The 25,326-nt window shown below is 54.6% G+C and carries 27 protein-coding genes; 20 read left to right on the top strand and 7 right to left on the bottom strand.

Features of this window, described 5'->3' with window-relative positions; genetic code table 11:
• Positions 1–3: 3 nt before the first annotated feature.
• The 13 genes from ACW73I_RS15480 (at position 4) to ACW73I_RS15420 (ending at position 15,060) form a co-directional block, all read left to right on the top strand.
• Complete coding sequence (locus ACW73I_RS15480) at positions 4–627, top strand: V-type ATP synthase subunit D (RefSeq protein WP_458030320.1); 624 nt, start codon at positions 4–6, stop codon at positions 625–627.
• Positions 624–2,393: a V-type ATP synthase subunit I gene (locus ACW73I_RS15475; RefSeq protein WP_458030319.1), complete on the top strand. Its 1,770-nt coding sequence runs from the start codon at positions 624–626 to the stop codon at positions 2,391–2,393. Before ACW73I_RS15480 ends, ACW73I_RS15475 begins: the two co-directional genes overlap by 4 nt.
• Positions 2,394–2,450: 57 nt before the next feature.
• The gene (locus tag ACW73I_RS15470; RefSeq protein ID WP_458030318.1) at positions 2,451–2,897 is read left to right on the top strand and encodes an ATP synthase subunit C; all 447 of its coding nucleotides are present in this window, start codon (positions 2,451–2,453) and stop codon (positions 2,895–2,897) included.
• A gap of 20 nt (positions 2,898–2,917) precedes the next feature.
• A complete protein-coding gene (locus ACW73I_RS15465; protein ID WP_458030317.1) occupies positions 2,918–3,574 on the top strand; it encodes a hypothetical protein in 657 nt (218 codons plus the stop codon).
• A gap of 18 nt (positions 3,575–3,592) precedes the next feature.
• The gene (locus tag ACW73I_RS15460; protein ID WP_458030316.1) at positions 3,593–4,249 is read left to right on the top strand and encodes a DUF2764 family protein; all 657 of its coding nucleotides are present in this window, start codon (positions 3,593–3,595) and stop codon (positions 4,247–4,249) included.
• Positions 4,242–6,050, top strand: a complete 1,809-nt coding sequence (locus ACW73I_RS15455) for a V-type ATP synthase subunit A (protein WP_458030315.1) — start codon at positions 4,242–4,244, stop codon at positions 6,048–6,050. Before ACW73I_RS15460 ends, ACW73I_RS15455 begins: the two co-directional genes overlap by 8 nt.
• A 28-nt stretch (positions 6,051–6,078) precedes the next feature.
• Entirely contained in the window at positions 6,079–6,978 is a 900-nt protein-coding gene (locus ACW73I_RS15450; RefSeq protein WP_458030314.1) for a polyphosphate kinase 2 family protein, read from the top strand.
• Between the two features lie 4 nt (positions 6,979–6,982).
• Complete coding sequence (locus ACW73I_RS15445) at positions 6,983–7,642, top strand: DUF47 domain-containing protein (RefSeq protein ID WP_458030313.1); 660 nt, start codon at positions 6,983–6,985, stop codon at positions 7,640–7,642.
• Positions 7,643–7,654: 12 nt separating this feature from the next.
• Entirely contained in the window at positions 7,655–8,743 is a 1,089-nt protein-coding gene (locus ACW73I_RS15440) for an inorganic phosphate transporter (RefSeq protein WP_458030312.1), read from the top strand.
• Positions 8,744–9,045: 302 nt separating this feature from the next.
• Positions 9,046–11,430 (top strand): phosphoketolase family protein, encoded by a 2,385-nt coding sequence (locus ACW73I_RS15435; RefSeq protein WP_458030311.1) that lies wholly within the window; start codon positions 9,046–9,048, stop codon positions 11,428–11,430.
• 25 nt (positions 11,431–11,455) lie between these two features.
• Positions 11,456–13,972, top strand: a complete 2,517-nt coding sequence (locus ACW73I_RS15430; RefSeq protein ID WP_458030310.1) for a glycogen/starch/alpha-glucan phosphorylase — start codon at positions 11,456–11,458, stop codon at positions 13,970–13,972.
• A 2-nt stretch (positions 13,973–13,974) separates the two neighbouring features.
• Positions 13,975–14,613: a histidine phosphatase family protein gene (locus ACW73I_RS15425; RefSeq protein ID WP_458030309.1), complete on the top strand. Its 639-nt coding sequence runs from the start codon at positions 13,975–13,977 to the stop codon at positions 14,611–14,613.
• Between the two features lie 162 nt (positions 14,614–14,775).
• Positions 14,776–15,060, top strand: coding sequence for a hypothetical protein (locus tag ACW73I_RS15420; RefSeq protein ID WP_458030308.1), 285 nt, complete (start codon positions 14,776–14,778; stop codon positions 15,058–15,060).
• 367 nt (positions 15,061–15,427) lie between these two features.
• Here the strand turns inward: ACW73I_RS15420 and ACW73I_RS15415 are convergent, their stop codons facing one another.
• From ACW73I_RS15415 to ACW73I_RS15385, 7 genes are all read right to left on the bottom strand, one after another.
• Positions 15,428–16,288 carry a carbon-nitrogen hydrolase family protein gene (locus tag ACW73I_RS15415; RefSeq protein ID WP_458030307.1) on the bottom strand — a complete coding sequence of 287 codons (861 nt, stop codon included), beginning with the start codon at positions 16,286–16,288 and terminating at the stop codon, positions 15,428–15,430.
• Positions 16,281–16,883, bottom strand: a complete 603-nt coding sequence (locus ACW73I_RS15410) for a GNAT family N-acetyltransferase (RefSeq protein ID WP_458030306.1) — start codon at positions 16,881–16,883, stop codon at positions 16,281–16,283. The genes ACW73I_RS15415 and ACW73I_RS15410 overlap by 8 nt, the downstream gene beginning before the upstream one ends.
• Before the next feature lie 442 nt (positions 16,884–17,325).
• Entirely contained in the window at positions 17,326–17,559 is a 234-nt protein-coding gene (locus tag ACW73I_RS15405; protein ID WP_458030305.1) for an addiction module protein, read from the bottom strand.
• Positions 17,560–17,602: 43 nt separating this feature from the next.
• A complete protein-coding gene (locus ACW73I_RS15400; RefSeq protein WP_458030304.1) occupies positions 17,603–17,800 on the bottom strand; it encodes a hypothetical protein in 198 nt (65 codons plus the stop codon).
• Between the two features lie 131 nt (positions 17,801–17,931).
• Positions 17,932–18,198, bottom strand: coding sequence for an RnfH family protein (locus ACW73I_RS15395; RefSeq protein WP_458030361.1), 267 nt, complete (start codon positions 18,196–18,198; stop codon positions 17,932–17,934).
• A gap of 4 nt (positions 18,199–18,202) precedes the next feature.
• Positions 18,203–18,640, bottom strand: a complete 438-nt coding sequence (locus ACW73I_RS15390; RefSeq protein WP_458030303.1) for a type II toxin-antitoxin system RatA family toxin — start codon at positions 18,638–18,640, stop codon at positions 18,203–18,205.
• Entirely contained in the window at positions 18,640–19,998 is a 1,359-nt protein-coding gene (locus ACW73I_RS15385; protein WP_458030302.1) for a sodium-dependent transporter, read from the bottom strand. Before ACW73I_RS15385 ends, ACW73I_RS15390 begins: the two co-directional genes overlap by 1 nt.
• Positions 19,999–20,095: 97 nt before the next feature.
• Between ACW73I_RS15385 and smpB the strand changes: the two genes are divergently transcribed.
• The 7 genes from smpB to trpA all read left to right on the top strand — a co-directional run bounded on the left by smpB (position 20,096) and on the right by trpA (position 25,302).
• A complete protein-coding gene (gene smpB / locus ACW73I_RS15380) occupies positions 20,096–20,581 on the top strand; it encodes an SsrA-binding protein SmpB (RefSeq protein WP_458030301.1) in 486 nt (161 codons plus the stop codon).
• A complete protein-coding gene (locus ACW73I_RS15375; RefSeq protein WP_458030300.1) occupies positions 20,574–20,777 on the top strand; it encodes a hypothetical protein in 204 nt (67 codons plus the stop codon). The genes smpB and ACW73I_RS15375 overlap by 8 nt, the downstream gene beginning before the upstream one ends.
• 14 nt (positions 20,778–20,791) lie before the next feature.
• On the top strand, positions 20,792–21,811 hold the full coding sequence (locus ACW73I_RS15370) for an FAD:protein FMN transferase (RefSeq protein ID WP_458030299.1): 1,020 nt from the start codon (positions 20,792–20,794) through the stop codon (positions 21,809–21,811).
• 32 nt (positions 21,812–21,843) lie between these two features.
• Positions 21,844–22,563, top strand: a complete 720-nt coding sequence (locus ACW73I_RS15365; protein WP_458030298.1) for a DUF2231 domain-containing protein — start codon at positions 21,844–21,846, stop codon at positions 22,561–22,563.
• A 111-nt stretch (positions 22,564–22,674) separates the two neighbouring features.
• Complete coding sequence (locus ACW73I_RS15360) at positions 22,675–23,307, top strand: phosphoribosylanthranilate isomerase (protein WP_458030297.1); 633 nt, start codon at positions 22,675–22,677, stop codon at positions 23,305–23,307.
• A complete protein-coding gene (gene trpB / locus ACW73I_RS15355; RefSeq protein WP_458030296.1) occupies positions 23,300–24,502 on the top strand; it encodes a tryptophan synthase subunit beta in 1,203 nt (400 codons plus the stop codon). Before ACW73I_RS15360 ends, trpB begins: the two co-directional genes overlap by 8 nt.
• Positions 24,499–25,302: a tryptophan synthase subunit alpha gene (gene trpA / locus ACW73I_RS15350; protein WP_458030295.1), complete on the top strand. Its 804-nt coding sequence runs from the start codon at positions 24,499–24,501 to the stop codon at positions 25,300–25,302. The genes trpB and trpA overlap by 4 nt, the downstream gene beginning before the upstream one ends.
• The last annotated feature ends 24 nt before the right edge of the window (positions 25,303–25,326 follow it).

The raw sequence follows: 25,326 nt of genomic DNA, 5'->3' as shown, positions 1-25,326 counted from the left end.
TGCATGGCCAAGTTGAAACTGAGCAAGCAGGCCTTGCATCATCAGCAGGAACAACTGAAGCTGTATAAGCGCCTGTTGCCTTCGCTCGATCTGAAACGCAGGCAGTTGACGATGGAGACGCAAAAAGCGCAAGAGGAGTATGCGGCGGCATTGTCGGCCTTGGACGCCTTGCAGACGCGTATCGGTGAAGAGTTGCCGATGCTGGCCGATGAAAGTTTGCGGTTAAAGGATCTCATTGTCGTCAAAGCTTATCAGCGGGGCGAACAAAACGTGGTGGGCGTCAGGCTGCCCGTGCTGGAGTCCATGGATTGCCAAGTCGCCGATTATTCGCTTCTAGGAACGCCGCCGTGGCTCGATTTGCTGGTCCAGCGTCTGAAGGATGCCAAGATCAGCCAATTGCAAGCGGAAATCGCCGCCGAGCGTTTGGACATTTTGCGGGTGCAAATGCGCCGCATCACCCAGCGCGTCAACCTGTTCGAAAAAATCCTGATTCCGACCACGCATCAAAACATTCAACGCTTACGTATCTATCTCGGCGAAACCGAACGTTCGGCGGTGGTCACGTCGAAATTGGCCAAGTCCAAGCAATTGCAAATACGGGGCGCGTTAACGGAGGCCGAGGAATGAGCATAGTTCGCTTGTCCAAAGTGTTGCTGGTCGGTTTCGCCGAAGACCGCGAACGTTTATTAAGCGATTTGCAGGAATTAGGCTGTCTGCATATCGTGCCGTTGGCGGAGGATAACGCCAGCCAAGCGCATGCCGGTCCCAGTGCCGAGTCGCGCGAAGCATTGAATTTTTTACGGGACTATCCGCACAGGCGGCGGCAAAGCAGAGATGTAACCCGGTTTGATGCCGTTACCGTCGAGCAACAAACGTTGGACGTCAAACGCCGTTTACACGCACTGGCCGATGAACGGGATTTCCTGATCAAGCGCATTCAGGACATGCGTCCATGGGGGGACTTCGTGTTTTCCCCGTTGCCGGAAATGGGCAATCTTCGCCTATGGTTCTATCAAGTGCCGCATGCCGATATGGCCAAGCTACGGGATTTGCCTATCGTTTACGAAGTGGTCAAAAAAGACCACCGTTTCAGCTTTGTGGTTGTGATTGCCGAAAATGAACCGCAGGATATGCCGGTCACTCGCACCTTAATCGGTAGCCAATCGAGAGCCAATCTGGAAGCCCGTCTGGAAGACTTGGAGTTGGTCATTGAAGATACCCAAGCGGAACGGGCCTATTTGACGCGTTGGTACACGTTATTCAGCGACAATATCGCCGAAGTCGAAGACAAGGCCGCCTTGAAGGCCGCGCAGAATCAAACCTTATCGCGAAAAGGCATGTTTGCCCTGAGCGGTTGGGCACCTGATGAGCGGATGGGCCGGATTAAAGATTATGCGGCGCAGCACGGCGTGCATCTGGAAATCCGGGAAACGCAGCCGGACGACAGTCCGCCGACCTATCTGAAAAATCCCGATTGGCTCGCGGCAGGGGAAGACTTGGTCAATTTTTATATGACGCCGGGCTATCGTACCTGGGATCCTTCGGCGATAGTGTTTATTTCCTTCGCCTTGTTTTTCGGCATGATTCTGGCCGATGCCGGTTATGCCCTGATTTTAGGCGGCTTATTAATCGCCTTTTGGAGAAAAATGGGCCAAGGCCGCGCGGGACGGCGGTTTCGGCCGCTGTGCGCCACGATCGTAGCGCTTTCGCTATTGTACGGGATGTTGATCGGCAGCTATTTCGGCATCGAGCCTTCGGAAGATTCGCCCTTGGCGTCGTTCCATCTATTGAATATGAACGATTCCAATCGAATGATGAAAATTTCGATCTTCATCGGCTGCCTGCATATTCTGCTGGCGACCATCATGGACGCGCTGCGTTACCGGGGCAGGCTGGAAGCGTTGGCTCCGGTGGGGTGGGCCTTGATCGTTAGCGCCGGCTTGGTGTTGTTGTTCATAAGCTCGTTCGCGCTCGACGATTTGAAAATCCTGCCGGTCATTTTGGCGAGCCTAGGCGGCATATTGGTGTTGTTGTTTTCATCGCCCTATGAAAAACCTTTACAACGACTGCTGCATGGCTTGCATGGCTTGACCAAATTCACCGGTGCGTTCGGCGACATATTCAGTTATTTGCGTTTGTTTGCCTTGGGGCTTGCCAGCGGTTCCCTGGCGATCGAGTTCAACCGCATGGCGGGCGATATCTACCAGGCGATGCCCGGCATAGGATTAGTCTTCGCGTTCTTGGTGCTGCTGTTAGGGCATACGATCAATTTTGTGTTGGGTCTGATGAGCGGCGTGATTCAAGGACTGCGTTTGAACGTGATCGAATTTTTCAATTGGGGCTTAAAAGATGAAGGCACACCGTTCAATCCTTTCCGGCGCACGGAAAGATGAAAGCGCGGCGGAGTTCCGGTCACAGGTTTAGTTAATTTAATAGATAAGAGGTTAGATATGGATTCCTTGATGATGTCGCTGGGTTGGCTGGGCATGTATGCGCCGTTGGCGCTCGGGGCGGTCGGCAGTATGTTTGGTTGCGCCCGAGCCGGAATGGCGGCCTGTGGGGCCATGGTAGAAATTGAGAGCGGTTTCGGGCGCTTCATTGCCGTCGCCGCAATGCCATCGTCGCAAGCGATATTCGGGGTCGTGGTGACCATGGTGCTGCGGCGCGACATTACGCTGTCGAACTCGCCGGCTATTTTCGGCTTGGGCATATTGACGGGCATTGCCTTGTTGTTGAGCGGACTCGCCCAAGGCAGTGCCTGCGCGTCGGCGATCAACGCATCCAAAAGCAAATTGGAAATTTTCGGTATTTCTCTGGCGCCGGCCGCACTGGTCGAAGGCTTTGCCGTGTTCGCATTTGTTTTTGCATTGGTGCTTTCCGCCGGAATTCCTAAGTAAGCTAACGGGAGGCCGATATTATGGATCAAAAAAATGCCGATTCGAGCGTACAGAGCTTGATCGATAGAATCCGCGATCAGGGGGTACAAAGTGCCAGTCGAGAAGCGGAACGAATTCTGGCTGACGCCGAATCAAAAGCCTCCCGCTTGCTTGCGGACGCTCGGAATGAAGTCGAACAAATGCGGCTTAAGGCCTCGGCTGAAATCGAAGCCGAGCGGGCTGCCGCCTCGGAAGCCTTAAAACTTTCCGCCCGCGACACCGTTCTGCAGTTGAAAAATAATGTATCCGCTGCGTTTGAAACCTTCTTACGCAGATTGGTGACGTCCGCGACCCAAGACCGGGAGCTGATTAAAAATCTGGTTTTGGTATTGGCCGGCCATAGCGTGGATGAATTCGTCAAAGACAAAAAAATCCAGATCCTTTTATCCGAGGCCATATTCAGCGGTCATTCCGACGAGGAACTGCAGGCGATGGGCAAACAGGCGATATTGAACATTGCCAGCGATATGCTGCGCGAAGGGGTCGAGCTGGTTGCCGCAAGCGATGTCGAGGGCGGGGCCAAAGTCAGGCTAATCGGCGAACAGCTGGAAATCGATTTATCGGACAAGGCCATTTCCAAAATGTTGGCCGATCGCTTGTCGCCGCGGTTTCAGGCTATCGTGACGGGCCTAGAGTAGACGCTTAGGGTCGAGACGATGAAGGATTATTACACGGTCGTGGCCAGTCTGCCTTTTTTGCCCTATTTCGCGCATGCCGAACGCCTGCCCTTGACTCGTTTACGCCTGGAGCAGCGTTTGCGCATGCTGGAAGCGCATGAAACCAGGCAAGTTTATCAAGCCGAACAATTGGTCGGCTGGCGTTTGTCGGCGCAAAAGTTGGGTCGCCGCAATTTCGTGCCCTATGCGGCTAAAACTTTGCAAGCGTTAGAGCAGCCCGCATTGAGGAATTTCGTGGAATATCGCCTGGAACTACAGACCGTTCTGGCCGCGCTGCGCCTGCGCCATGCGCAACGGGATGTTTCGGAAAGCCTGACCAATTGGGGTATCGGTCGCTGGGTCAGCCATATTGAAAGCCATTGGGACGCGCCGGACTTTCGTTTGGGTTCCATTTATCCCTGGATAGGCGAAGCCGGCAACCTGATCGCGGCGGGCGACGCGGTAGGATTGGAGCGCCTGATGATGGACATCGTATGGCGGCATTTGTCCCGATTGAGCGACGTCAATCCTTTCGGTTTCGAACCGATTACGGCTTTTGTTTTTAAGTGGGATATTTTGCAGGCTTGGCTGGTTCACGATGCTGGCACTGCAAAACAACGCTTCCAAAAATTGATGGATGAGGTAAGACATGACTAATAACAATACCGGCGCTTCCTATGCCACAGTGATTGGCGTGAAGGAAAGTCTGATCTTGATCGAGTTTGACGATGCCGTTGAGGTCATGAAAAACGAAGTCGGTTATATCCGTGTCGGCGACGAACGGCTCAAAGCCGAAATTCTGCGGGTGCGGGGACGCACCGCGGACATGCAGGTATTCGAAGATACCCGCGACGTGCGGGTCGGCGACCGAGTCGAACTGACCGGGGAAATGCTGTCCGCCACGCTAGGCCCCGGTTTGCTCGGCCAAGTTTTTGACGGCTTGCTGAACCCCCTGCATGTGTTGGCGCAAAAATACGGTTTTTTTCTGCCGCGAGGGGTTACGGTTTCGTCCTTGGATCCCGAGAAAAAATGGCAGTTCAGCGCCGAGGCCGCGGTAGGCGATATATTAACTCCCGGCGCGGTGTTGGGCACGGTGCCGGAAGGCCCGTTCAAGCACAAAATCATGATTCCCTTCAAGGAAGCCGAAGCCGTGAAGATCACCTGGATCCGCAGCGGCAGCGTTAACATCAATGAAGTGGTTGCACGCTATCAAGCGCCCGGGGGCGAGGAAAAGGAATTGACCCTGACCCGTACCTGGCCGATTCGGCGCCCGATTACGGAAAATCTGCTGCGCAAACGTTTTGCCGAACGCCAGTTCCCGGTTCAGCCCTTGACCACGGCCACGCGCATCATCGACACCTTTTTCCCGATCGCCCAAGGCGGCACCGGCTGTATCCCGGGGCCGTTCGGTGCGGGCAAGACCGTGTTGCAGAGTCTGATCGCGCGCTATTCCAGCGTGGATATCGTCATCATCGTCGCGTGCGGCGAGCGCGCCGGGGAAGTCGTCGAGACCATACACGAATATCCGAACACCAAGGATCCGCGCAGCGGCGGCACCTTGATGGATCGTACCATCATTATCTGCAACACTTCTTCGATGCCGGTCGCCGCCCGCGAAGCCTCGATTTATACCGGGATTACCTTGGGCGAATACTTTCGGCAAATGGGCTTCCACGTGCTGTTGATCGCCGATTCGACTTCGCGCTGGGCGCAGGCGATGCGGGAAACCTCTGGCCGCATGGAGGAAATTCCAGGCGAGGAAGCCTTTCCGGCGTACTTGGATTCGTCGATCAAAAATCTGTACGAACGCGCCGGCGTCATTCGTTGCGCCGACGGTTCGACCGGCACGCTGACCTTGATCGGCACGGTCTCGCCGGCCGGTGGTAATTTCGAAGAACCCGTTACCCAATCGACGCTGGGCACGGTGAAGACCTTTCTCGGTTTGTCCGCCGACCGCGCCTATCGACGCTTTTACCCGGCCATCGATCCGCTGATGTCTTGGTCGCGTTATTTGGATCAATTGGCGCCCTGGTTTACCAAGGAACTCGATCCGCAATGGGTGGGCGATGTCAAGAATATGATGGGACTTCTGGAGCGCGGTGACGGCATCTACCAAATCATGCAGGTCACCGGCGAAGAAGGCATCTCACTGGAGGATTTTGTCGAATGGCAAAAATCGGTGTTGCTGGATATGGTGTATCTGCAGCAGGACGCCTTCGACGAGGTGGATGCCTGCATGCCGCGCGAAAGGCAACTCGCCAGTTTTCGCTTGTTGAAGAAGCTGATTACCTCCGAGTTTAAATTTAAAGACAAAAACGATGCGCGGGAATTTTTTACCAAAATTACCGACTTATATAAAAACTGGAATTACAGCCATGTCGACTCGCCGGATTATCAGCAATATTTCGGGAACATAGAACAACTTGCCGAACAGTATTCGCCGGCGCTGAACGCATAAACACTGAAGCGCGGCTGGGAGCAGCACCATGATAAAAAAAGAGATCGTAAACCTGTTCAAGGTCAAGCCCGATAGCAAGGTTAGACTCAAGGACTACCATACCGGTTGGGATCAAACCGACGAAATGAAAGAGTTCGGCAAGAAGGCCGTCAAGGAAAGAGCGAACGAAATCTTGCAACAGAGCATAGAAGAACTGGCCGAATCTCAGCAATTGTTGTACGCGGACGACCGCTATTCGTTGTTGATCGTTTTTCAAGCCATGGACGGGGCAGGGAAGGACGGCACCATCAAGCATGTGATGTCGGGCGTCAATCCTCAAGGCTGTCAGGTTTTCAGTTTCAAGAAGCCGTCCGCCGAGGAGCTGGACCACAACTTCCTGTGGCGTTACATGAAATCGCTGCCGGAGCGCGGCCGCATCGGTATTTTCAACCGTTCCTACTACGAAGACGTGCTGGTGGTCAAAGTCCACGACGATGTGCTGGAACAACAGAAACTGCCGGACGGCAAGCACGGCAAGGCGTTTTGGGAAGCGCGTTACGAAGACATCAACGCGTTCGAGCATCATCTGGTGCGCAACGGCACCATCGTTTTGAAATTCTTCCTGCACGTTTCCAAAAAGGAGCAAAAACGCCGATTCATGGACAGGTTGGAACGGCCGGAAAAGAATTGGAAGTTTTCGCTGGCGGATATGAAGGAGCGTGGCTATTGGGACGATTACGTCGATGCCTATGAGAAAGCCATCAGCGCCACCAGCACCAAATGGGCGCCATGGTACATCGTGCCGGCCGACGACAAGTGGGCGATGCGGGCCATCGTTGCGGATATTGTCAGCAGGACATTAAACGACCTCGATCTGAAGTTTCCCGAGATGAATGACGAGCAGCGGGAACTATTGGCAAAAGCCAAACAAGCCTTGGAAGAGGAATGACCCTATGCTGGATATGAAGTTTTCCCCTTTTCGCACCACGCGGATAGTCGAGTCGCAAATCCAAGACTTTTTGGACGCCGTATCGACCGCGATTTTGGCTTATCAGGAAGGCGTGACCGCCTATTTGAAAGAGGGCTGGCAGGAAACCGCGGAAGGAAAAATGCAGCTGATTTCCGCTAGCGAATCGCGCGGCGACGGTTTGCGATCGCATATCGGGCAAATCCTTTATACGGAAATGTTGCTGCCCGATACCGCCGCCGACGTGTTGAGCCTGCTGGCCGAACTGGATAGCTTGTTGGACCGAATGCGCGGACATTTTATCTTGCTGGGGATAGAAGAACCGCGTTTTCCGGCCGACTGCGCCGAGCTTATCGTCGATTTTGTCTGTCATGCCTGTAGTGCGATGGAACATGCCGTCGCGGCATCCCGTGTTTATTTTCGCGATCCTAAAGGGGTCAACGATCTCATTCATAAGATTCATTATCATGAAGAAGAAGCCGAAAAATTGGCTATTCGGCTGCTCAAAAATATTTTTGCCGGCGAGTATCCTTTGGAGCGTAAATGTCACTTGCGCGATCATTTACTCCATATCGATAGATTGGCCGATTTGGCCGATGAAGCCGGGGATGCCTTAGCCATCTATGCGCTGAAACGTTCCGTTTAGCAGATCGCTACGATGATCGATATCGCCTTTTTCGTTTTTCTCTCCAGTGGTTTGTTTTTAGGCTGGTCGCTGGGTTCCAACGACGCCGCGAATATTTTCGGTACGGCGGTGACCAGCCGCATGCTGCGCTTTCGCACCGCAGCTATCCTATGCGCGATCTTCGTGGTATTGGGAGCCGTCGTCAGCGGCGCAGGCGCATCGCATGGTCTAGGCAAATTGGGCGCGGTGAATGCGTTGGCAGGTTCTTTCACCGTGGCTTTGTCGGCGGCTGTGACCGTATACAGCATGACCAAATGGGGGGTGCCGGTTTCGACCACTCAGGCCGTCGTCGGCGGCATCATAGGCTGGAATTTATTCAGCGATTCACCCACCGATTTAGGCTCTCTGAGTCAAATCGCCGGCACCTGGGTAGCAAGCCCCATACTCGGCGCGTTGTTTGCCTGGCTAATTTACCTAGGGCTGGATGCATTGATCGGCCGCACGAAGCCGCATCTGCTGTGGCTGGATCAGTGGACACGGCTTGGCCTGGTGATGGCAGGCATGTTTGGCGCGTACAGCCTGGGCGCCAACAACATCGGCAATGTCATGGGGGTTTTCGTCGCCTCCTCGCCGTTACAGGATATTCAGGTCGGCGACCTGTTTTCGCTGTCCGCTCCGCAACGTTTGTTCCTATGGGGAGGCATCGCGATCGGTGTGGGCGTATTCTATTCAAGGCCCGTCATGATCACTGTCGGAAAGGGCATCGTGCCGATAGGGCCTCTGGGCGGATGGGTCGTGGTGGTTTCCCAATCCCTGGTGTTATTCATTTTTTCTTCCGTCTCGCTGCAAAAATTTGTCATGGAGTTGGGGCTCCCGCCGATTCCACTGGTGCCGGTTTCAAGTTCTCAAGCGGTTATCGGCGCGGTGGTCGGCGTTGCTTTGGCGCGCGGCATCAAAGGATTGCGGCAGATACGCTGGTGGGAGGTCGGGAAAATCGGTATCGGCTGGGTGTCCACGCCGATCAGCGCGGCGATCATCTGCTACGTGATGTTGTTCATCGTCCAAAACGTATTCGAACAGCAGGTTTTTGCCGACGCCGGTGTTCAACAGGATAGCTATTAATATGAAGTCGTCTTCGAATCGTCGCCGAATGGCCTAATGCCAAACTGGTTGATGAAGCATTTTTAAAAATGGGGGAAATAAGGCTCAACGCCATCGCTGGAATATACCTCGTCGGGCTGTTGGATCAATAAGCCGGTTCCCCGTTAAGGATGATTGTCGTTAAGCGGCCTCGAATGTTGAGTGTGCTAACGGCGCCAAAAAAGGACTCTAGTCTGAGTGAAGTGTGTTTATCCCGAATTCGGGTTTAAGAATCTTTAATTAATAAGCGTGTTCAGCAAATTAACTGTCAAAAGGAGACTATCATGTCCGAACCAACCTTGAGCAATGCGACGCCACTGGATAACGAAACCCTATCGAAAATACATGCCTACTGGAGAGCTTGTAATTACTTAGCGGCGGGTATGATTTACCTGCGGGACAACCCTTTGCTGCGGGAACCGCTAAGGCCCGAGCATATCAAGAATCGTTTGCTCGGCCATTGGGGCGCCAGCCCGGCCTTGAGTTTTACCTATATCCACATGAACCGCCTGATCAAGCAGTATGACCTCAATGCCATATTCTTGGCGGGTCCCGGCCATGGCGCGCCCGGCGTATTGGGGCCGGTTTATCTGGAAGGCACCTATTCGGAGATTTACCCGAACAAAAGCGAAGACCTGGACGGCATGCGCCTGTTCTTCAAGGAATTTTCCTTCCCCGGCGGTATCGGTAGTCACTGTACCCCGGAAACACCGGGCTCGATACACGAAGGCGGCGAATTGGGTTATAGCGTGTCTCACGCTTTTGGCGCGGCATACGACAACCCGGATTTGCTGGTCACTGTGGTGGTGGGTGACGGCGAGTCCGAAACCGGGCCGTTGGCGACTTCCTGGCATTCCAATAAATTCTTGAATCCTATCCGCGACGGCGCGGTATTGCCGGTGTTGAACCTGAATGGTTACAAGATCAACAATCCGACCTTGCTGTCCCGCATCAGCCACGAAGAACTGGAAAATCTGTTCAAAGGCTACGGCTGGACGCCTTATTTCGTCGAGGGCAGCGACCCGGAAACCATGCATCAACGCATGGCGGCGGTCATGGAGCATTGCGTCAACGAAATACGCGCCATTCAAGAGCAGGCCCGCAGCAGCGGCACGCCGAGTCGGGCCCGCTGGCCGATGATCGTGCTGCGCAGCCCCAAAGGCTGGACCGGGCCGAAAGAAGTGGACGGCCACAAAGTCGAAGGTTTTTGGCGCGCTCACCAGGTGCCGATGTCCGGCATGAAGGAAAACCGCGCGCATCTGAAACAATTGGAAGAATGGCTGCTCAGCTACCATCCGGAAGAATTGTTCGATGCCGACGGCAAACTGATTCCGGAATTGAAGGCGCTGACGCCTGAAGGCACGCGCCGGATGAGCGCCAATCCGCACGCCAACGGCGGTTTGTTGCGCAAGGCCCTGCGCCTGCCGGATTTTCGTGACTATGGCGTCAGGGTAGAGCGCCCCGGTGAAGCCGAAGTCGAGAACACCCGGCCATTGGGCGTATTTTTGCGCGACGTAGTCAAATTGAATCCGAACAACTTCCGTGTATTCGGTCCGGATGAAAACACCTCGAACAAACTGGACGACATTTATCAGGCCAGCAAGAAAATGTGGCTGGCCGATTACCTGCCGGAAGACGAAGACGGCGGCGAGTTGGCTCCGGACGGCCGGGTCATGGAAATGCTGTCCGAGCACACCTTGGAAGGCTGGCTGGAAACCTATTTATTGACCGGCCGCCACGGCTTCTTCTCCAGTTACGAAGCTTTCGTGCATGTGATCGACTCGATGTTCAACCAGCACGCCAAATGGCTGGATATCTGCAACGAACTGTCCTGGCGCGCGCCGGTGTCGTCGCTGAACTTGTTGATCACCTCAACCGTTTGGCGCCAGGATCACAACGGTTTTACCCATCAAGATCCCGGCTTTTTGGACGTGGTCGTCAATAAAAGCCCCGACGTGACCCGCATCTATCTGCCGCCCGACGTCAACACCTTGCTGTCGGTTGCCGATCATTGCTTGAAAAGTACGAATTACTTCAACGTGATCGTTTCGGACAAACAGAAACACTTGCAATTCCTGGACATGGATGCCGCGATCGAACATTGCACCAAAGGCATAGGCATCTGGGATTGGGCCAGCAACGACCAAGGCGCGGAACCGGACGCGGTCATGGTCAGCTGCGGCGACATCTCGACCCAAGAAGCCTTGGCGGCGGTGTGCCTGTTGCGCGAGCATTTCCCGCAATTGAAAATCCGCTTCGTCAACGTGATGGACCTTTACCGCCTGACGCCGGAAAGCGAGCATCCGCACGGTCTTTCCGACCGGGACTTCGACAGTCTCTTCACCGTCGATAAGCCGGTCATATTCAATTTCCACGGTTATCCGTGGCTGATACACCGCCTGGCTTATCGCCGCACCAATCATAAGAACATCCATGTGCGCGGCTATAAGGAGAAAGGCAACATCAATACGCCGCTGGAATTGGCGATTCGCAACGAGGTCGACCGCTTCAGCCTGGCCATCGACGTGATCAACCGGGTTCCGGGGCTGAATGTATCCGGCGCGCATGTCAAGGAGAAATTGCGCGGCATGCAGATCGCCTGCAGCCACTATGCCTACGAACACGGCGTTGACGTGCCGGAGTTTACCGCTTGGAAATGGCCGTTTTAATCCGACTGACAGATGAGGATGCGAAATGTTAAAAAAATCGAACATCGATGCCAAGAATCCGCAGCCATCAGCCGACATAAACAACAGCCGTTCAAGCGCTCACGCGGCCCCGCTCAAGCAGGCCGTGTGCGACCATTTGATCTATAGCCTGGGCAAACTGCCGGTATTGGCAAACAAGCGCGATTATTACCAGGCAATGGCTTTGGCCGTACGCGACCGCTTGCAAAAGAACTGGGTCAACACGCTGCAGAATCTACTTGAAAAGGACGCGAAGGTGGCTTGCTATCTGTCCGCCGAATTCCTGATGGGACCGCATCTCGGCAACAATTTGCTGAATTTGGGCATAGAATCCGAGGCGCGCCAAGTGGCGCGAGAACTCGGTTTCGAGCTTGACGAATTGCTGGCCGAAGAGGAAGAACCCGGCTTAGGTAACGGGGGTCTGGGCCGGCTGGCCGCATGCTATCTCGATTCCCTGGCGACGCTGGAGCGGCCGGCGGCCGGTTACGGTATCCGCTACGAATTCGGTATTTTCGATCAAGAGATCCGCGACGGCTGGCAATGCGAGATCACCGACAAATGGCTGAGGGGCGGCAACCCATGGGAAATCGCTAAGCCGGACATTTGTTATTACGTCAATTTCGGCGGACACGTCGAACGTTATCAGGATCGGCAAGGAGCTGTGAGAGCGCGTTGGGTACCTCATTACGCGGTCAAGGGCATGGCCTACGACACGCCGATATTGGGTTACCGGGTCAATAATTGCAATACGCTGCGCTTATGGAGTTCGGAGGCGTGCGAAAGCTTCGATTTCCAACGCTTCAATAGCGGCGATTATTACGCGGCGGTCAACGACAAGGTGGTTTCCGAAACCTTGACCAAGGTGCTGTATCCGAACGACGAACCTGAAATAGGCAAGCGTTTGCGCTTGGCCCAGCAGTATTTCTTTGTGTCGTGTTCCTTGCAGGACATGCTGAGAATTCTGGATGTGCTCGGCTTGCCGCCGCAGCATTTTCCCGATAAGTTTGCCGTTCAACTCAACGACACCCATCCGTCGATCGCCGTCGCCGAACTGATGCGCTTGTTGGTGGATGAGCGGCAACTGGCATGGGAAGAGGCTTGGGATTTGACGGTTCGCACCATGGGTTACACCAATCATACCCTGTTGCCGGAAGCCCTGGAGACTTGGCCATTACCGTTGTTCGCGGAATTGTTGCCCAGACATCTGGAGATTATCTACGAAATCAACGCGCGCTTTTTGGAGCAGGTGCGCCGGGATCATCCCGGAGACGATGCCTTGATCGCGCGGCTGTCCTTGATCGATGAAGCCGGCAGCAAACGGGTGCGCATGGCTCATCTGGCCTGTGTCGGCAGCCACTCCATCAACGGCGTGGCGGCCTTGCATTCGCAGCTGCTGAAGGAGAATGTCCTCAAGGATTTTTACACCCTGTGGCCGGAGCGTTTCAGCAACAAAACCAACGGTGTGACGCCTCGGCGATTCATGGCCCTGGCCAATCCGGCCATGTCTGACTTGATCAATCGTTCGATTGGAGAAGCCTGGCTATGCGATACCGCTCAATTGGCCAGACTCGAACCTTTGGCCGACGATGCGGCGTTTCGCAAGGCGTGGCGCGACGTCAAGCTGACCAACAAACAACGGTTGGCAACCTATGTTCGGCAGCAGACCGGCATCGAACTCGATCCGAGCTGGCTGTTCGATGTGCAGGTCAAACGCATTCACGAGTATAAGCGTCAGCATTTGAATATTCTGCACGTAATCACCTTGTATAATCGCTTGAAACGCGATCCGGATTATCGGCCGGTGCCACGGGCGTTCATTTTCGGAGGCAAGGCGGCGCCCGGTTATTTCATGGCCAAACGCATCATTAAACTGATCAACGCGGTGGCAGAGGTCGTCAATGGCGATCCGGAGGTGAATCGTCGTCTTAGGGTCGCGTTTGTGCCCAATTTCAATGTGCAGAATGGCCAACTCATTTATCCGGCGGCCGATTTGTCCGAACAAATTTCGTTGGCCGGCAAGGAAGCATCGGGCACCGGCAATATGAAGTTCACCCTGAACGGCGCATTGACCATAGGCACGCTGGATGGGGCCAATATCGAAATCCGGGAAGAAGTCGGCGACGAGAACTTTTTCTTGTTTGGCATGACGGCCGATCAGGTTCTACAGTTGCAAAAGGATGGATACCGGCCTTCGAAATATATTGAACAAGACGCCGAGCTTGCCGATGCGATTAAGCTAATCGGATCGGGGCATTTTTCCTATGGCGACGACGAAGTATTCCGCTCGGTGGTCGAAAATCTGGCCAATCACGACCCGTTTATGGTTTGCGCCGATTACGGCGCTTACCTGGCGTGTCAGGATGAAGTCAATGCCGCATGGAAGGACGAGGAACGCTGGACGCGGATGTCGATCTTGAATACGGCGCGGGCCAGCAAGTTTTCCTCGGATCGGGCGATCCGCGAGTATTGCGACGAAATTTGGCAAGTTCCGGCGGTGCCTAATGCCGGTAAAGGAAGCCGATAGCCATGAGTCTGAAAATTTATCTGCTGCGTCATGGGGAGACGGCATACAGCCAACGCGGTGCCTATTGCGGCAATCTGGACATCGATTTGACGCCGGAAGGCAAACAAATGGCGCAGGCTTTTGCCGAAGCGTATCGAACGATAGCCTGGGCCGCGGTTTACGCCAGTCCGATGAAACGGGCGCTAGCAACGGTAGGCCCGCTATGCGATGCCGTGAATATGCCGTTACAACCGCGCGACGGCCTGCGCGAGATCGCATACGGCGCCTGGGAGGATCAAGAGCAGGAATATGTAAAACAGCATTACGCCGAGGATTACATACGATGGCAAACCGATCCGGCCTGGAATCCGCCGACCGGCGGCGAAACCGCCATGCAAATAGCGTCGCGCGCGCTGCCGGTGATCTCCGAGATCGAAGCCACGCATGCTTCGGGCAATGTGCTGGTGGTGTCCCATAAAGCCACCTTGCGCATCATCCTTTGCAGCTTGTTGGGCATCGATGTGGGCCGTTACCGGGATCGCATCAATATTCCGGCGGCGTCATTGTCCATCGTTAAATTTGCGACTTACGGACCGATGTTGGAAGTGCTGGGAGACCGCAGCTATATGCCGGAGGACTTGCGCAATCGGGCAGGCACTTGAGCGGCCGGTCGCTTGAATTTCTATTGAACGTTAACGCGAATGGTTCGTCAACAATGAAGCGGCGAGGACCAGAACGGGTGTGCGTCCAGAATCAGCGGCACGATTAACCTTAACGTAGGTTCCGTCGCTGCCGGGATTGGCTGGAGCTGGGGCGGCGGCGTCATGACTTACGAGGGTGCCGAGCACAACTTCGATATCAGCGGGCTTAGCCTGGCCGATGTCGGCATTTCTAAGTTTACCGCGGCCGGTATCGTGTATAACTTAAACGACTTGAAAGACTTCGAAGGTGTTTATTACGGAGTGAAGGGAGGCGTTACCATCGCTGGTGGAAAAGGAGCGATAGCGCTGAAAAACGAGCATGGTGTCGTGCTCGAACTGAATGGCAGCGGCGAAGGGCTGAAATTCGCTTTGGGAACTCAAGGCGTGACCATCAAGCTTAAAGACTAGTCCCGCTTTTCCGGTTGAGTCCGAGCAAAGGCCGCATAGGCGCTTTTTCGGTCTCATCCGGATTGTGAATCAAAAAAGTGTTAGGACTTTAGAACAGCTTTGGAGAGGGTCCGAACTTATATCCGAGAGCAGGAACGTGAAGAGGAGCGTTACGAGCAGTTGAGCCTTTGGAAAAGTTGATCGCCTTTAGGCGATTCCAGCATCCGCCCCTTTGAGGGGCTAACCGATATGAGCCCCCGGCTTTGCCGGGGGTGATTTAACTCGAGGCCTGTTAAGGCCGAGTTTAGAGTTTTACATTAGAGGGGCCGGGCGGATTCTTCCGTTACGAATTAACGCGGCGGCCCGAATAAGAGTTAGTTCCCCCCGGCTATCGGCAATCGAACTGTTTGGGCCAGTCCCGGTAGTTGAATACCTGGCCTTGTTCCCTAACGGTGGCAACCGCGGTCAAATCCAGATCGGCGTAGACCCATTGCACCTTGTTATATTCGCCGATCGCCAGAACGCCGTTATTCGGAAAGCCCTTGTCGACGGCGGTGTACACGCCGGCGGCGCCGCAGTTGACGTCGACCGCTTCCGACCAGTCCGCATTGCCGACCAACGAAGCTTGCACCACGTAACATTGGTTTTCCAGCGCGCGCGCCTGGCAACCGATGCGGACCCGGTAATAGCCGGCTTCGGTGTCGGTGCAGCTAGGCACCAGAATCAAGGTCGCGCCGCGTTCGGCCTGTTGCCGGGCATAGTGCGGAAACTCGCTGTCGTAGCAAATGTTGATGCCGACTTTGCCGTATATCGTATCGAATACCTTGATATCCAAGCCGCGAGAAATGAACCAATGTTCGTTTTCGAAGCGGGTCATGGTCAGCTTTTCCTGATAATCGTAATCGCCCTGCGGCGTGAAGAAGTAGGCGCGATTGCGGAATTCGCCGTTGTCGTGTTTGACCGGAAAGGTGCCGGCTTGGATATAAACCCGATGCTCGCCGGCCAGGGTTTGGAATAGCCGCAGGTAGTCCGGCAACAAGGTTTGCAAAGCGTCCAGTTGGCCGGATAGCGATGTGTAAACCTGTTTCGGGAATAGCGACGCCAGCTCCATGCAGGCGTATTCCGGAAACAGCAAAATGTCCGCTTTGTTGGTGATGGCTTCTTCCACCCAGCGGCGGATTTTGGTTTCGAAATTGTCCCAGTTTTCCAGAAAACCGATGTCGTATTGAGCGCTGGCGATTCTAGGCATGGTCTTCCTTCAGCCAAAAAGTCATGGGTTTAGCGGTTTGTTCGTCCTCGTCGAGATCCTTCCAGGTGTAAGTGGTTTTGAGTTCCGGGTGTTTGTAATAGCCGCGCTTGTTCCAGAATCTGTCCAGCGGCACGTAATCGGCCGGGCGGCGCGGATGGTCGGACGGACGTTCGACGCAGCAGAAAGTGATGTGCTTGAAGCCGCCCAAATCTTCGGCGTGCGCTTCGCGTTCCTCGAAAAATCTGACGCCTATGCCCAGGCCGCGATAGGCCTTGTTCAACACCGATTCGCCGCAATAAAACACCTCGTCCGGATCGTAGCCGTTTTCGACGAACGGTTTTTTGACTTCGTCGGTTTCGTATTTCAATGGGATCGCCGTCGACGCGCCGACGATTTTATCGCCGTCGAAGGCCAGCACGATGACGCTTTCCGGGCAGTCTATATAGGTTTGCAGGTATTTTTTTTCGTAATCGTAATCGCCGTCGTACAGATACGGAAAGTCGCGGAAGACTTCGATGCGCAGGCGGGCCAGTTCAGGAATGTATTGAACCAAGGCTTCGCCGCTGAGGCGTTGTATGCGGATGTCTTTGCTCATGAATTTTACGTGCCGATGAAAAACAAAAGTGACCTTCGATCTCGAAGGGCAGGACCGTATATTGTATTGCAGCAGGGGTAGAATGCCTATGCCCAATCAATGGTTACTGCCGCAGTGTCGACGTCAAGCTTTATTGGCAGCACATTCGAGTTGAGCGTTGGCTTAGCGGCGATTAGGCCAACGATTCGGATTTCGGGAGTCATGCAATACAGCCAACACATGTACTAAATTGCCGCGCACCACATAAAATAAACCGAATGGAAAACGGGGTAGGAGTGCGCGGCGGACACCTGGAATTACTTCGGCATAGGGCAATGGTGCTTGCTCTACTTGTTTAAGCTGAGTTCCATTGCGGCGATAAATTCTTCGCCGAGACCAACGCACTGTGATTCGTACCATTCTTTTGCATCGCCCGTTTCACGTAATGCTCGTGCAGAAAATTTCAGGTGGTACGCCATGAACCATCTTTAAGGCGTGATTTTACTTGATCCCAGGAATAACCAGACTCAGGATTCCTCTCAAATTCAACCATGCGTAGTTCCAGTTCGGCTTTAAGCTCCGGTGAAACTTCCACGGCTTCAGGTACTGCCGCGACGCTGTCCCAAATAAGCTCAACTAGTTGAATGCGTTCCTGTACCGGAAGCGCAAGGATATCGGTAATAGAGATAGTGTTCATGATAGGTACGGTATCCATTTTTGGTAAAAATCAAAAGCGAAGCTTATAAGCGGCCCGACGATTTAAGTTTTTCCATAACTAATTCGTCAACTTGATTATTGGGTGTGCCGCCGTTCAGTAGATGTTGCGCAGCCCAAACATAATTTTTGAACGAGGGGTAATCGCCATTTAGCTTAACTACAATTTCAATAGCCATATCCGCCATATACTCTTTTTCCTTCTGAGTGTATCTCTTGCTCATTAACTCTGCACCAACTGAAAAACTATTCCCAAGCAGACCTTAACACCAATTAGACACCTAAGGTGCCGTATTTGAAAAAATTCTATTTTAATTCTAATGGCTTAGGCTGATTTAACCCTGATTAATGCAAATTATTTTTTCAACCGCTCTCGTCTGGCTTGCGTAGGGCTTTGAGTCAGTGGACGGTAAATTTCCACGCGGTCGCCGTCTGCAACCGGCTTGTCTAGCTTGCAAAGCGCGCCAAAGATTCCTACCTGTTGTTGAGTCAGGTCGATTTCCGGGAATTGTTGCAATATTCCGGATGCCTGGATCGCTTGTTCGACCGTGCTTTCCGGGGGCAGCTCAACAGCGATTACGGCTTGCCGTTCCGGCTCGGCATAAGCCACTTCGACCCGAATCGAATCATCTGCCATAGATTTGTTTGGCGCGTTGGGTGAATGAGGACACCATGGTGTTGCAGATTTGGTTGAACACCGGGCCAAAGGCCAGACTGGCGAAGGCGTTAGCGATTTCGAATTCCAGGTCCAGTGAAATCTTGCTGGCGTCTTCGCGCAAGGGCATGAAGGTCCATACACCCTCCAGCGACTTAAACGGGCCTTCCAGCAAACTCATGTAGATTTTACCGCCGCGGTCCAAACGATTGCGGGTGGCGAAGGATTTGTGAAAACCGGCCTTGGCGATATCGATGCGGCCTTCGACGATATCGTCCTCGCGGCGCAGTACTTTACTGCCGCTGCACCACGGCAGGAATTGCGGATAGGACTCGATGTCGTCGACCAGGTCGAACATCTGCTGCGCGGAAAACTTTACCAATGCGCTCTTTTGTACCGTGGAGATCATTAAAGCACTCCGAGCACATGCAGGAATACCAGGAACACGGCGGCGGGCGAAACGTATTTGATCAGGAAGTGCCAGGCTTGGAAGCCTTGGCCGGGGATTTCCAGCTCCTGCTCGGCGTGTTGTTGTTTCATCATCCAGCCGGCAAACACGGCGATAGCCATGCCGCCTAGCGGCAGCATTAAATTCGCAGTCAGATAGTCCAAGAGCTCGAATAGATTCTTATCGAACAGTTTTAATTCGGACCAAATATTGAACGAGAACACCACGCCCACGCCCAACGCCCAGCAAGCCACCCCGGCCCAACTACAGGCTTTATGCCGCTCGATTTCCTTGTTTTCCACCAGCCATGCCACGGCGGGTTCGATCAATGAAATCGAAGAAGACAGGGCGGCGAAAAACAGCAATACGAAGAACAAGACGCCGAACAGCCAGCCGCCGCTCATATGGCCGAAGGCCAGGGGCAAGGTTTGGAAAATCAGACCCGGTCCGGCGCCGGCTTCCAAGTTGTTGGCGAATACCAGCGGGAAGATGGCGATGCCCGACAATAAAGCCACGATGGTGTCGGCGCCGGCGATGAAAAACGTGGTTTGGGCGATCGATACGTGGCCGGGCAAATAGGAACCGTACACCATGATGGCGCCCATGCCCAGACTCAAGGTGAAGAAGGCGTGTCCCATCGCGGTCAATACCGCATCGGCGTCGATTTTGCTGAAGTCGGGGTTGAACATAAACGCCATGCCTTGCTCGTATGCGCCGGAACCCATCGCGTAGGCGACGAGCAATACCAGAATGACGAATAAGGCCGGCATCAGGAAGCGTACGGCTTTTTCCAAGCCGCCCTGCACGCCGCGCATGACCAGTTGCATGGTAATCAGCATGAACGCGCTATGCCAGAAAACCTGTTGTATCGGGCTGGCCTTCAGGTTTTCGAACAGGCGCTGAATCTCTTCGGGGTTGCTGTTCATGAAGGCGCCGAAAAACGCCTTGACGATGTAGGCCATAGCCCAGCCGGCGATCACGCTGTAATAGGACAAGATCAAGAAACCGGCGATCATGCCCGTCCAGCCGACGTAGTGCCAGCGCGGGTCGGTGCCGGCTTCGGAAGCCAGCGTCGTCATGGTGTTGATCGGGCTTTGCCGGCCGCGCCGGCCCATCATGATTTCGGCAATCATGATCGGAATGCCCAAGGCCAACACGCACAGCAGGTAGACCATCACGAAAGCGCCGCCACCGTTTTCGCCGGTGATGTACGGGAATTTCCAGATGTTGCCGAGGCCGACTGCGGACCCCGTGGCGGCCAGGATGAAGGCGAAGCGCGACGACCATTCGCCGTGTATGGATTTGGTTTTGTCCGTCATGGTGCAGAAACCTGTGATTAAGTCGTTATTTTATGAGCGGGTCGGTTAAAATAACAAAATTATTGTTTGCAGTCAGTTTAAAAATCAAGCTAAGCCTATGGCATCGAAAAAATCCAAAAAGGAAAAAAAGCAAAACGACAATACCATTGCGGTTAATCGGCAGGCCACGCACGAATACTATATAGAAGAGCAATTCGAAGCCGGTTTGGTATTGGAAGGCTGGGAGGTGAAAAGCTTGAGAGAGGGGCGCGTTCAGCTGAAAGAAAGCTATGTGGAGATCAGGCGCGGAGAGGCCTGGTTATGCGGCGCTCACGTATCGCCGCTGCTGTCGGCTTCGACGCACGTCAATCCGGATGCGGTGCGGCGGAAAAAACTGTTGCTGCATGCGCGCGAACTGTCCAGGTTGATCGGATCGGTCGAACGCAAAGGCTATACCTTGATTCCGTTGTCCATGTATTGGATCAGGGGCCGGGCCAAATTAAAGATAGGGCTGGCCAAGGGTAAGAAATTGCACGACAAACGCGCTTCGGCCAAGGAAAAGGATTGGCAGCGCGAGAAGGCCAGGGTGATGAAGCATGGCTGATCGGTCGATGCCGTCCGATGCTTTGCTGGCTTGCGAAGACAGCGTGTGTTCGCGCTCGGACCGGCATAAAGACAATGCTTTGGCGCGCTTGCGCCAATTGGGCGTTAGCGTAAGCAATCACGAATCGGTATTGTTCGAGTGGCTGCGCGACGCGCGCCACCCCGATTTCAAAACTATTTCCGCATTGTTGCGTTGAATCATCGATTAATCATGAAGAATACGATCCGTTCGTCGTTTGCAGTGCTCGGTTCGGTGCTGCTGCTAGCCTGTAACCGGACTCCGGACATGACGAAATTCGAGGGCTTCGCCCAGGGCACGACTTATCACATCACTTACTGGTCGGAAAAGCCGGTGGACGACCAGGCTTTGAAGTCGGCGGTGGTGAAGGAATTCGCCGACATCGACAAGGCCTTGTCCAATTACCGGCCCGACTCGGCCATCGAGGCTTTCAATCATCATCCGAACGGCGACAGCCAGTTCGTTGGCGAGGAGATCGTCGGGCTATTGAGCGTGGCCGGCCGGGTTAGTCGCGCCACCCAAGGTTGTTACGATTTGACGATAAAACCGCTGTTCGATTTGTGGGGTTTCAAAGACGATGTCTTGAGTATTCCCGATGAAGAAGCCCTGCGCAATGCCATGTCGGAAGTGGGGATGGACAAGGTGGTGATCGTCGACGACAGCCACGCGCGGAAGCCGGCGAAGGTCAGAGTCGACGTGTCGTCGGTGGCGCAAGGCTATAGCGTCGAGAAAATCGCCCGGATCCTGGAACGGCAGGGCGTAGGGCACTATTTGGTAGAAATCGGCGGCGAGTTGAAAACGCAGGGTCACAAACCCGACGGCAGCGCTTGGCGCATCGCCGTGGAAAAACCCTTGCCGGACCAACAGCGGATGATGAAGGTGCTGACGATGCCCAAGGATCAGCCGTTTGCCGTGATGACCTCGGGAACTTATCGGCATTACTTCGATGTCAATGGAAAACGCTACAGCCATATTCTGGATGCCCGCACCGGCAGCCCGGTGACGCACGATTTGGTGGCGGTCACGGTATTGCACGACGACCCGACCGTGGCCGACGCCTGGTCTACCGCGTTATTGTGCGTCGGCCAGCAGCAGGGCATGCAGCTGGCGAACGCCGAACATCTGAAAGTGTTGTTCGTGCAACAGCAGGGCGACGAGTTGATCGAAACCAAATCGCAAGCCTTGCAGGAAAGCGCTTTGGTTATCGAGTGATGCCAATTTTTTCGAGCTGAGAAGGGGGAGCAGTGTTCGATTTATCTAGCAGTCCTATTCAATATTACGTGCACGGCGGCGCGGATTCCGGCGGCGGGGTAGCCGGAGCGGTGGAAGGCTTTCTGAGTTTTGTCGAAAGCTTGCTGGTCTTGTCGCCGGCGCAAATGTTTGCCGAAATCATGCCGGGCATTTCGGCGATGGCCAATTGGCATCCCTTGTTCGTGCATTATCCGATCGCTTTGTTGTCCTTGTTCTTCTTAATTGATTTGCTCGGCAGCATGGCCGGCAGATCGGAATGGCGCCGGGCAGCGGGCTGGTTTTTGTATTTCGGCGTCTTGTTCACCGGCGCGACGGTGGCGCTGGGACTGGCGGCCGCCGCCTCGATTCCTCACGGGGGCGATGTCCACGAAATCATGGAACGCCACGAGCAATTGGGAATTTCGCTATTATTGCTGGCCTTGGTTCTGGCGGTTTGGCGTTGGGCCGCCGGCGGCCGAATTAACGGCGCGGCCAACATTCTTTATCTCATTTTATCCGCGATTCTGTTTGGTTTGCTGCTGTTGACGGCGGACTTGGGCGGGCTGATGGTTTATAAGTACGGCGTCGCGGTCGAGCCGGTCACGGAACTCAACAAAGAGGCGGCGGCGCGGCATCAGCACGGCGGCGACAGCATGATCGACGAACATGACCATGAGGATATCCATGAGGATTTCGACCAGGATTTCGGTCATCAGCACGATCACAGCCATTAGGCGCTAGGCTGCTGATATGGCCGGCAAAAATTTTGGGGGTTTTCGCGTTTAACATGCGCGATTCGAACGCCTATTGTGGTATTCTAGCCGGCCTTTTTTAGATGGGGAAATATGCGAACCCGCGTTAAAATTTGTGGATTTACCCGGCCGGAAGACGCGTTGGCGGCGGCCAGGTTGGGCGCCGATGCGATCGGTTTGGTGTTTTATTCGCCCAGTCCGCGTCATGTGTCGATAGAAACAGCCGCGGAAATCGCTGCGGCTTTGCCGGCCTTTGTATCGGTCGTCGGCTTATTCGTCGATGCCGAGCGGGCGTGGATAGAGCGGGTGCTGCAGCAAGTACCTATCGATTGCTTGCAATTTCACGGCGACGAAGCGCCGGAAGACTGCCGGATTTACCGAAAACCTTATATTAGGGCGATACGCATGAGAGGGGATACCGACTTGGCGCTAGTCGAAAAGCGTTACGCCGATGCGGCCGGATTGCTGTTGGACGCATACCACCCCGGCGCACCGGGGGGAACCGGCAGCGGTTTCGATTGGGAATTGATCCCGAGGACTTGCGCTTTGCCGGTCATTTTGGCCGGCGGTTTGTCTCCCGACAACGCGGCGCAGGCCGTGCGGCAGGTTCAACCCTACGCACTGGACGTCAGCAGCGGCGTGGAAGCCGATAAAGGCATCAAAGACGTAGCGAAAATGGCTGAATTTATAAGAAAAACTAATCGAGCACTGGAACACGATGACTGATAAATACGATATGCCGGATGCCCGGGGTCATTTCGGGCCCTATGGCGGTATTTTTGTAGCGGAAACGCTGATGCCGGCGATAAGCGAGCTGAATGAGGCGTACCAACGCTATTTGAAGGATCCGGACTTTATCAAAGAGCTGGACGACGATCTACGCGATTACGTCGGCAGGCCGTCGCCCTTGTACCACGCCAAGCGCTGGAGCGAACATTTGGGCGGCGCCCAGGTTTATCTGAAACGCGAAGATTTGAATCATACCGGCGCCCATAAGGTTAACAATACTGTGGGCCAGGCGTTGCTGGCCAAACGCATGGGGAAAACCCGCATCATCGCCGAAACCGGCGCCGGCCAGCACGGCGTGGCGACGGCTACCGTCGCCGCCCGTTTGGGGCTGGAATGCGTCGTCTACATGGGGGCGGTCGACGTCGCCCGTCAGGCCTTGAACGTGTACCGCATGAAGCTTTTGGGCGCAACCGTGGTCGCGGTCGAATCGGGTTCCAAGACCTTAAAGGACGCCCTGAACGAGGCCTTGCGCGATTGGGTGACCAATATCGACAATACCTTTTACATCATCGGCACCGTGGCCGGGCCGCATCCTTATCCGGCGATGGTGCGGGATTTTCAAGCCGTGATCGGGCGTGAAGCCAAACAGCAGTGTCTGGCTCAGGCGGGCCGCCTGCCGGATGCTTTGGTGGCTTGCGTCGGCGGCGGTTCGAATGCGATCGGCCTGTTTTACCCGTTCATCGACGACCGGGACGTCGCGATGTACGGCGTCGAAGCCGCCGGCGACGGCATCGCCAGCGGACGCCATTCCGCGCCGCTGTGCGCCGGCCGCCCAGGCGTATTGCACGGCAACCGCACCTATTTGATGGCGGACGACGACGGCGAGATCATCGAGACCCATTCGATTTCCGCCGGTTTAGACTATCCGGGGGTCGGGCCCGAACATGCGTGGCTGAAGGATACCGGCCGGGCCAATTACGTCAATATCACCGACGACGAGGCTTTGGAAGGATTTCATGCCTTGACCAAGCTGGAAGGCATCATCCCGGCCCTGGAGTCCAGCCATGCCTTGGCCTACACAATGAAATTGGCGCCGGCCATGGCTAAAGACCGAATCATCATCACCAATTTGTCAGGACGTGGCGACAAAGACATGCACACCATCATGCAACGCGAGGGGATCAGTCTATGAGCCGCCTTGCCGCTAAATTTGCCGAATTGAAAGCGACGGGCCGCAAGGCGCTGATCCCTTTTATTACCGCCGGCGACCCTTATCCGGAATTTACCGTACCGTTGTTGCATCAAATGGTGGCGGCCGGCGCCGACATCATCGAACTCGGCGTGCCGTTTTCCGACCCGATGGCGGACGGTCCGGTGATTCAACGCGCCAGCGAGCGGGCCTTGGCTCATCATGTCGGTTTGCGCAAAGTGCTAAGCATGGCGATGGAATTCCGCAAAACCGATCCAATTACGCCTTTGGTGCTGATGGGTTATCTGAACCCGATCGAAATCATGGGCTATGAAGATTTTGCGAACGCGGTGGCCAGGGCCGACGTCGACGGCGTACTGACCGTGGATTTGCCGCCGGAAGAAGCGGACGACTGCGTCGCATTGTTGCGCGAGCGCGAGATCGATCAAATCTTCTTGCTGGCTCCCAATACCACGGCCGAGCGTATCCAAAAAATGGACGCGGTCGGTAGCGGTTATCTGTATTATGTATCGTTGAAAGGCGTGACCGGCGCCGGCCATCTGGATACGGCCGACGTAGAACAAAAAATAAAATTGATCCGGAACAATACGGCGATGCCGGTGGGAGTCGGATTCGGCGTCAAAGATGCCGATACGGCGAAAATTATCGCGGAGATTGCCGACGGCGTCGTCATAGGCAGCGCCTTGATCAGTAAGATCGAAGCCAATCCGGACAATCCGGACCAGGCAAAACGAGAAATCATCGACTTGTTGAAATCCATGCGTCATGCAATGGACAGTTAAGAATATAAGTGGAGTAAACACCGA

Source organism: Methylomonas sp. MgM2 (assembly GCF_054172045.1).
This window is presented reverse-complemented; position numbering and strand designations above follow the sequence as displayed.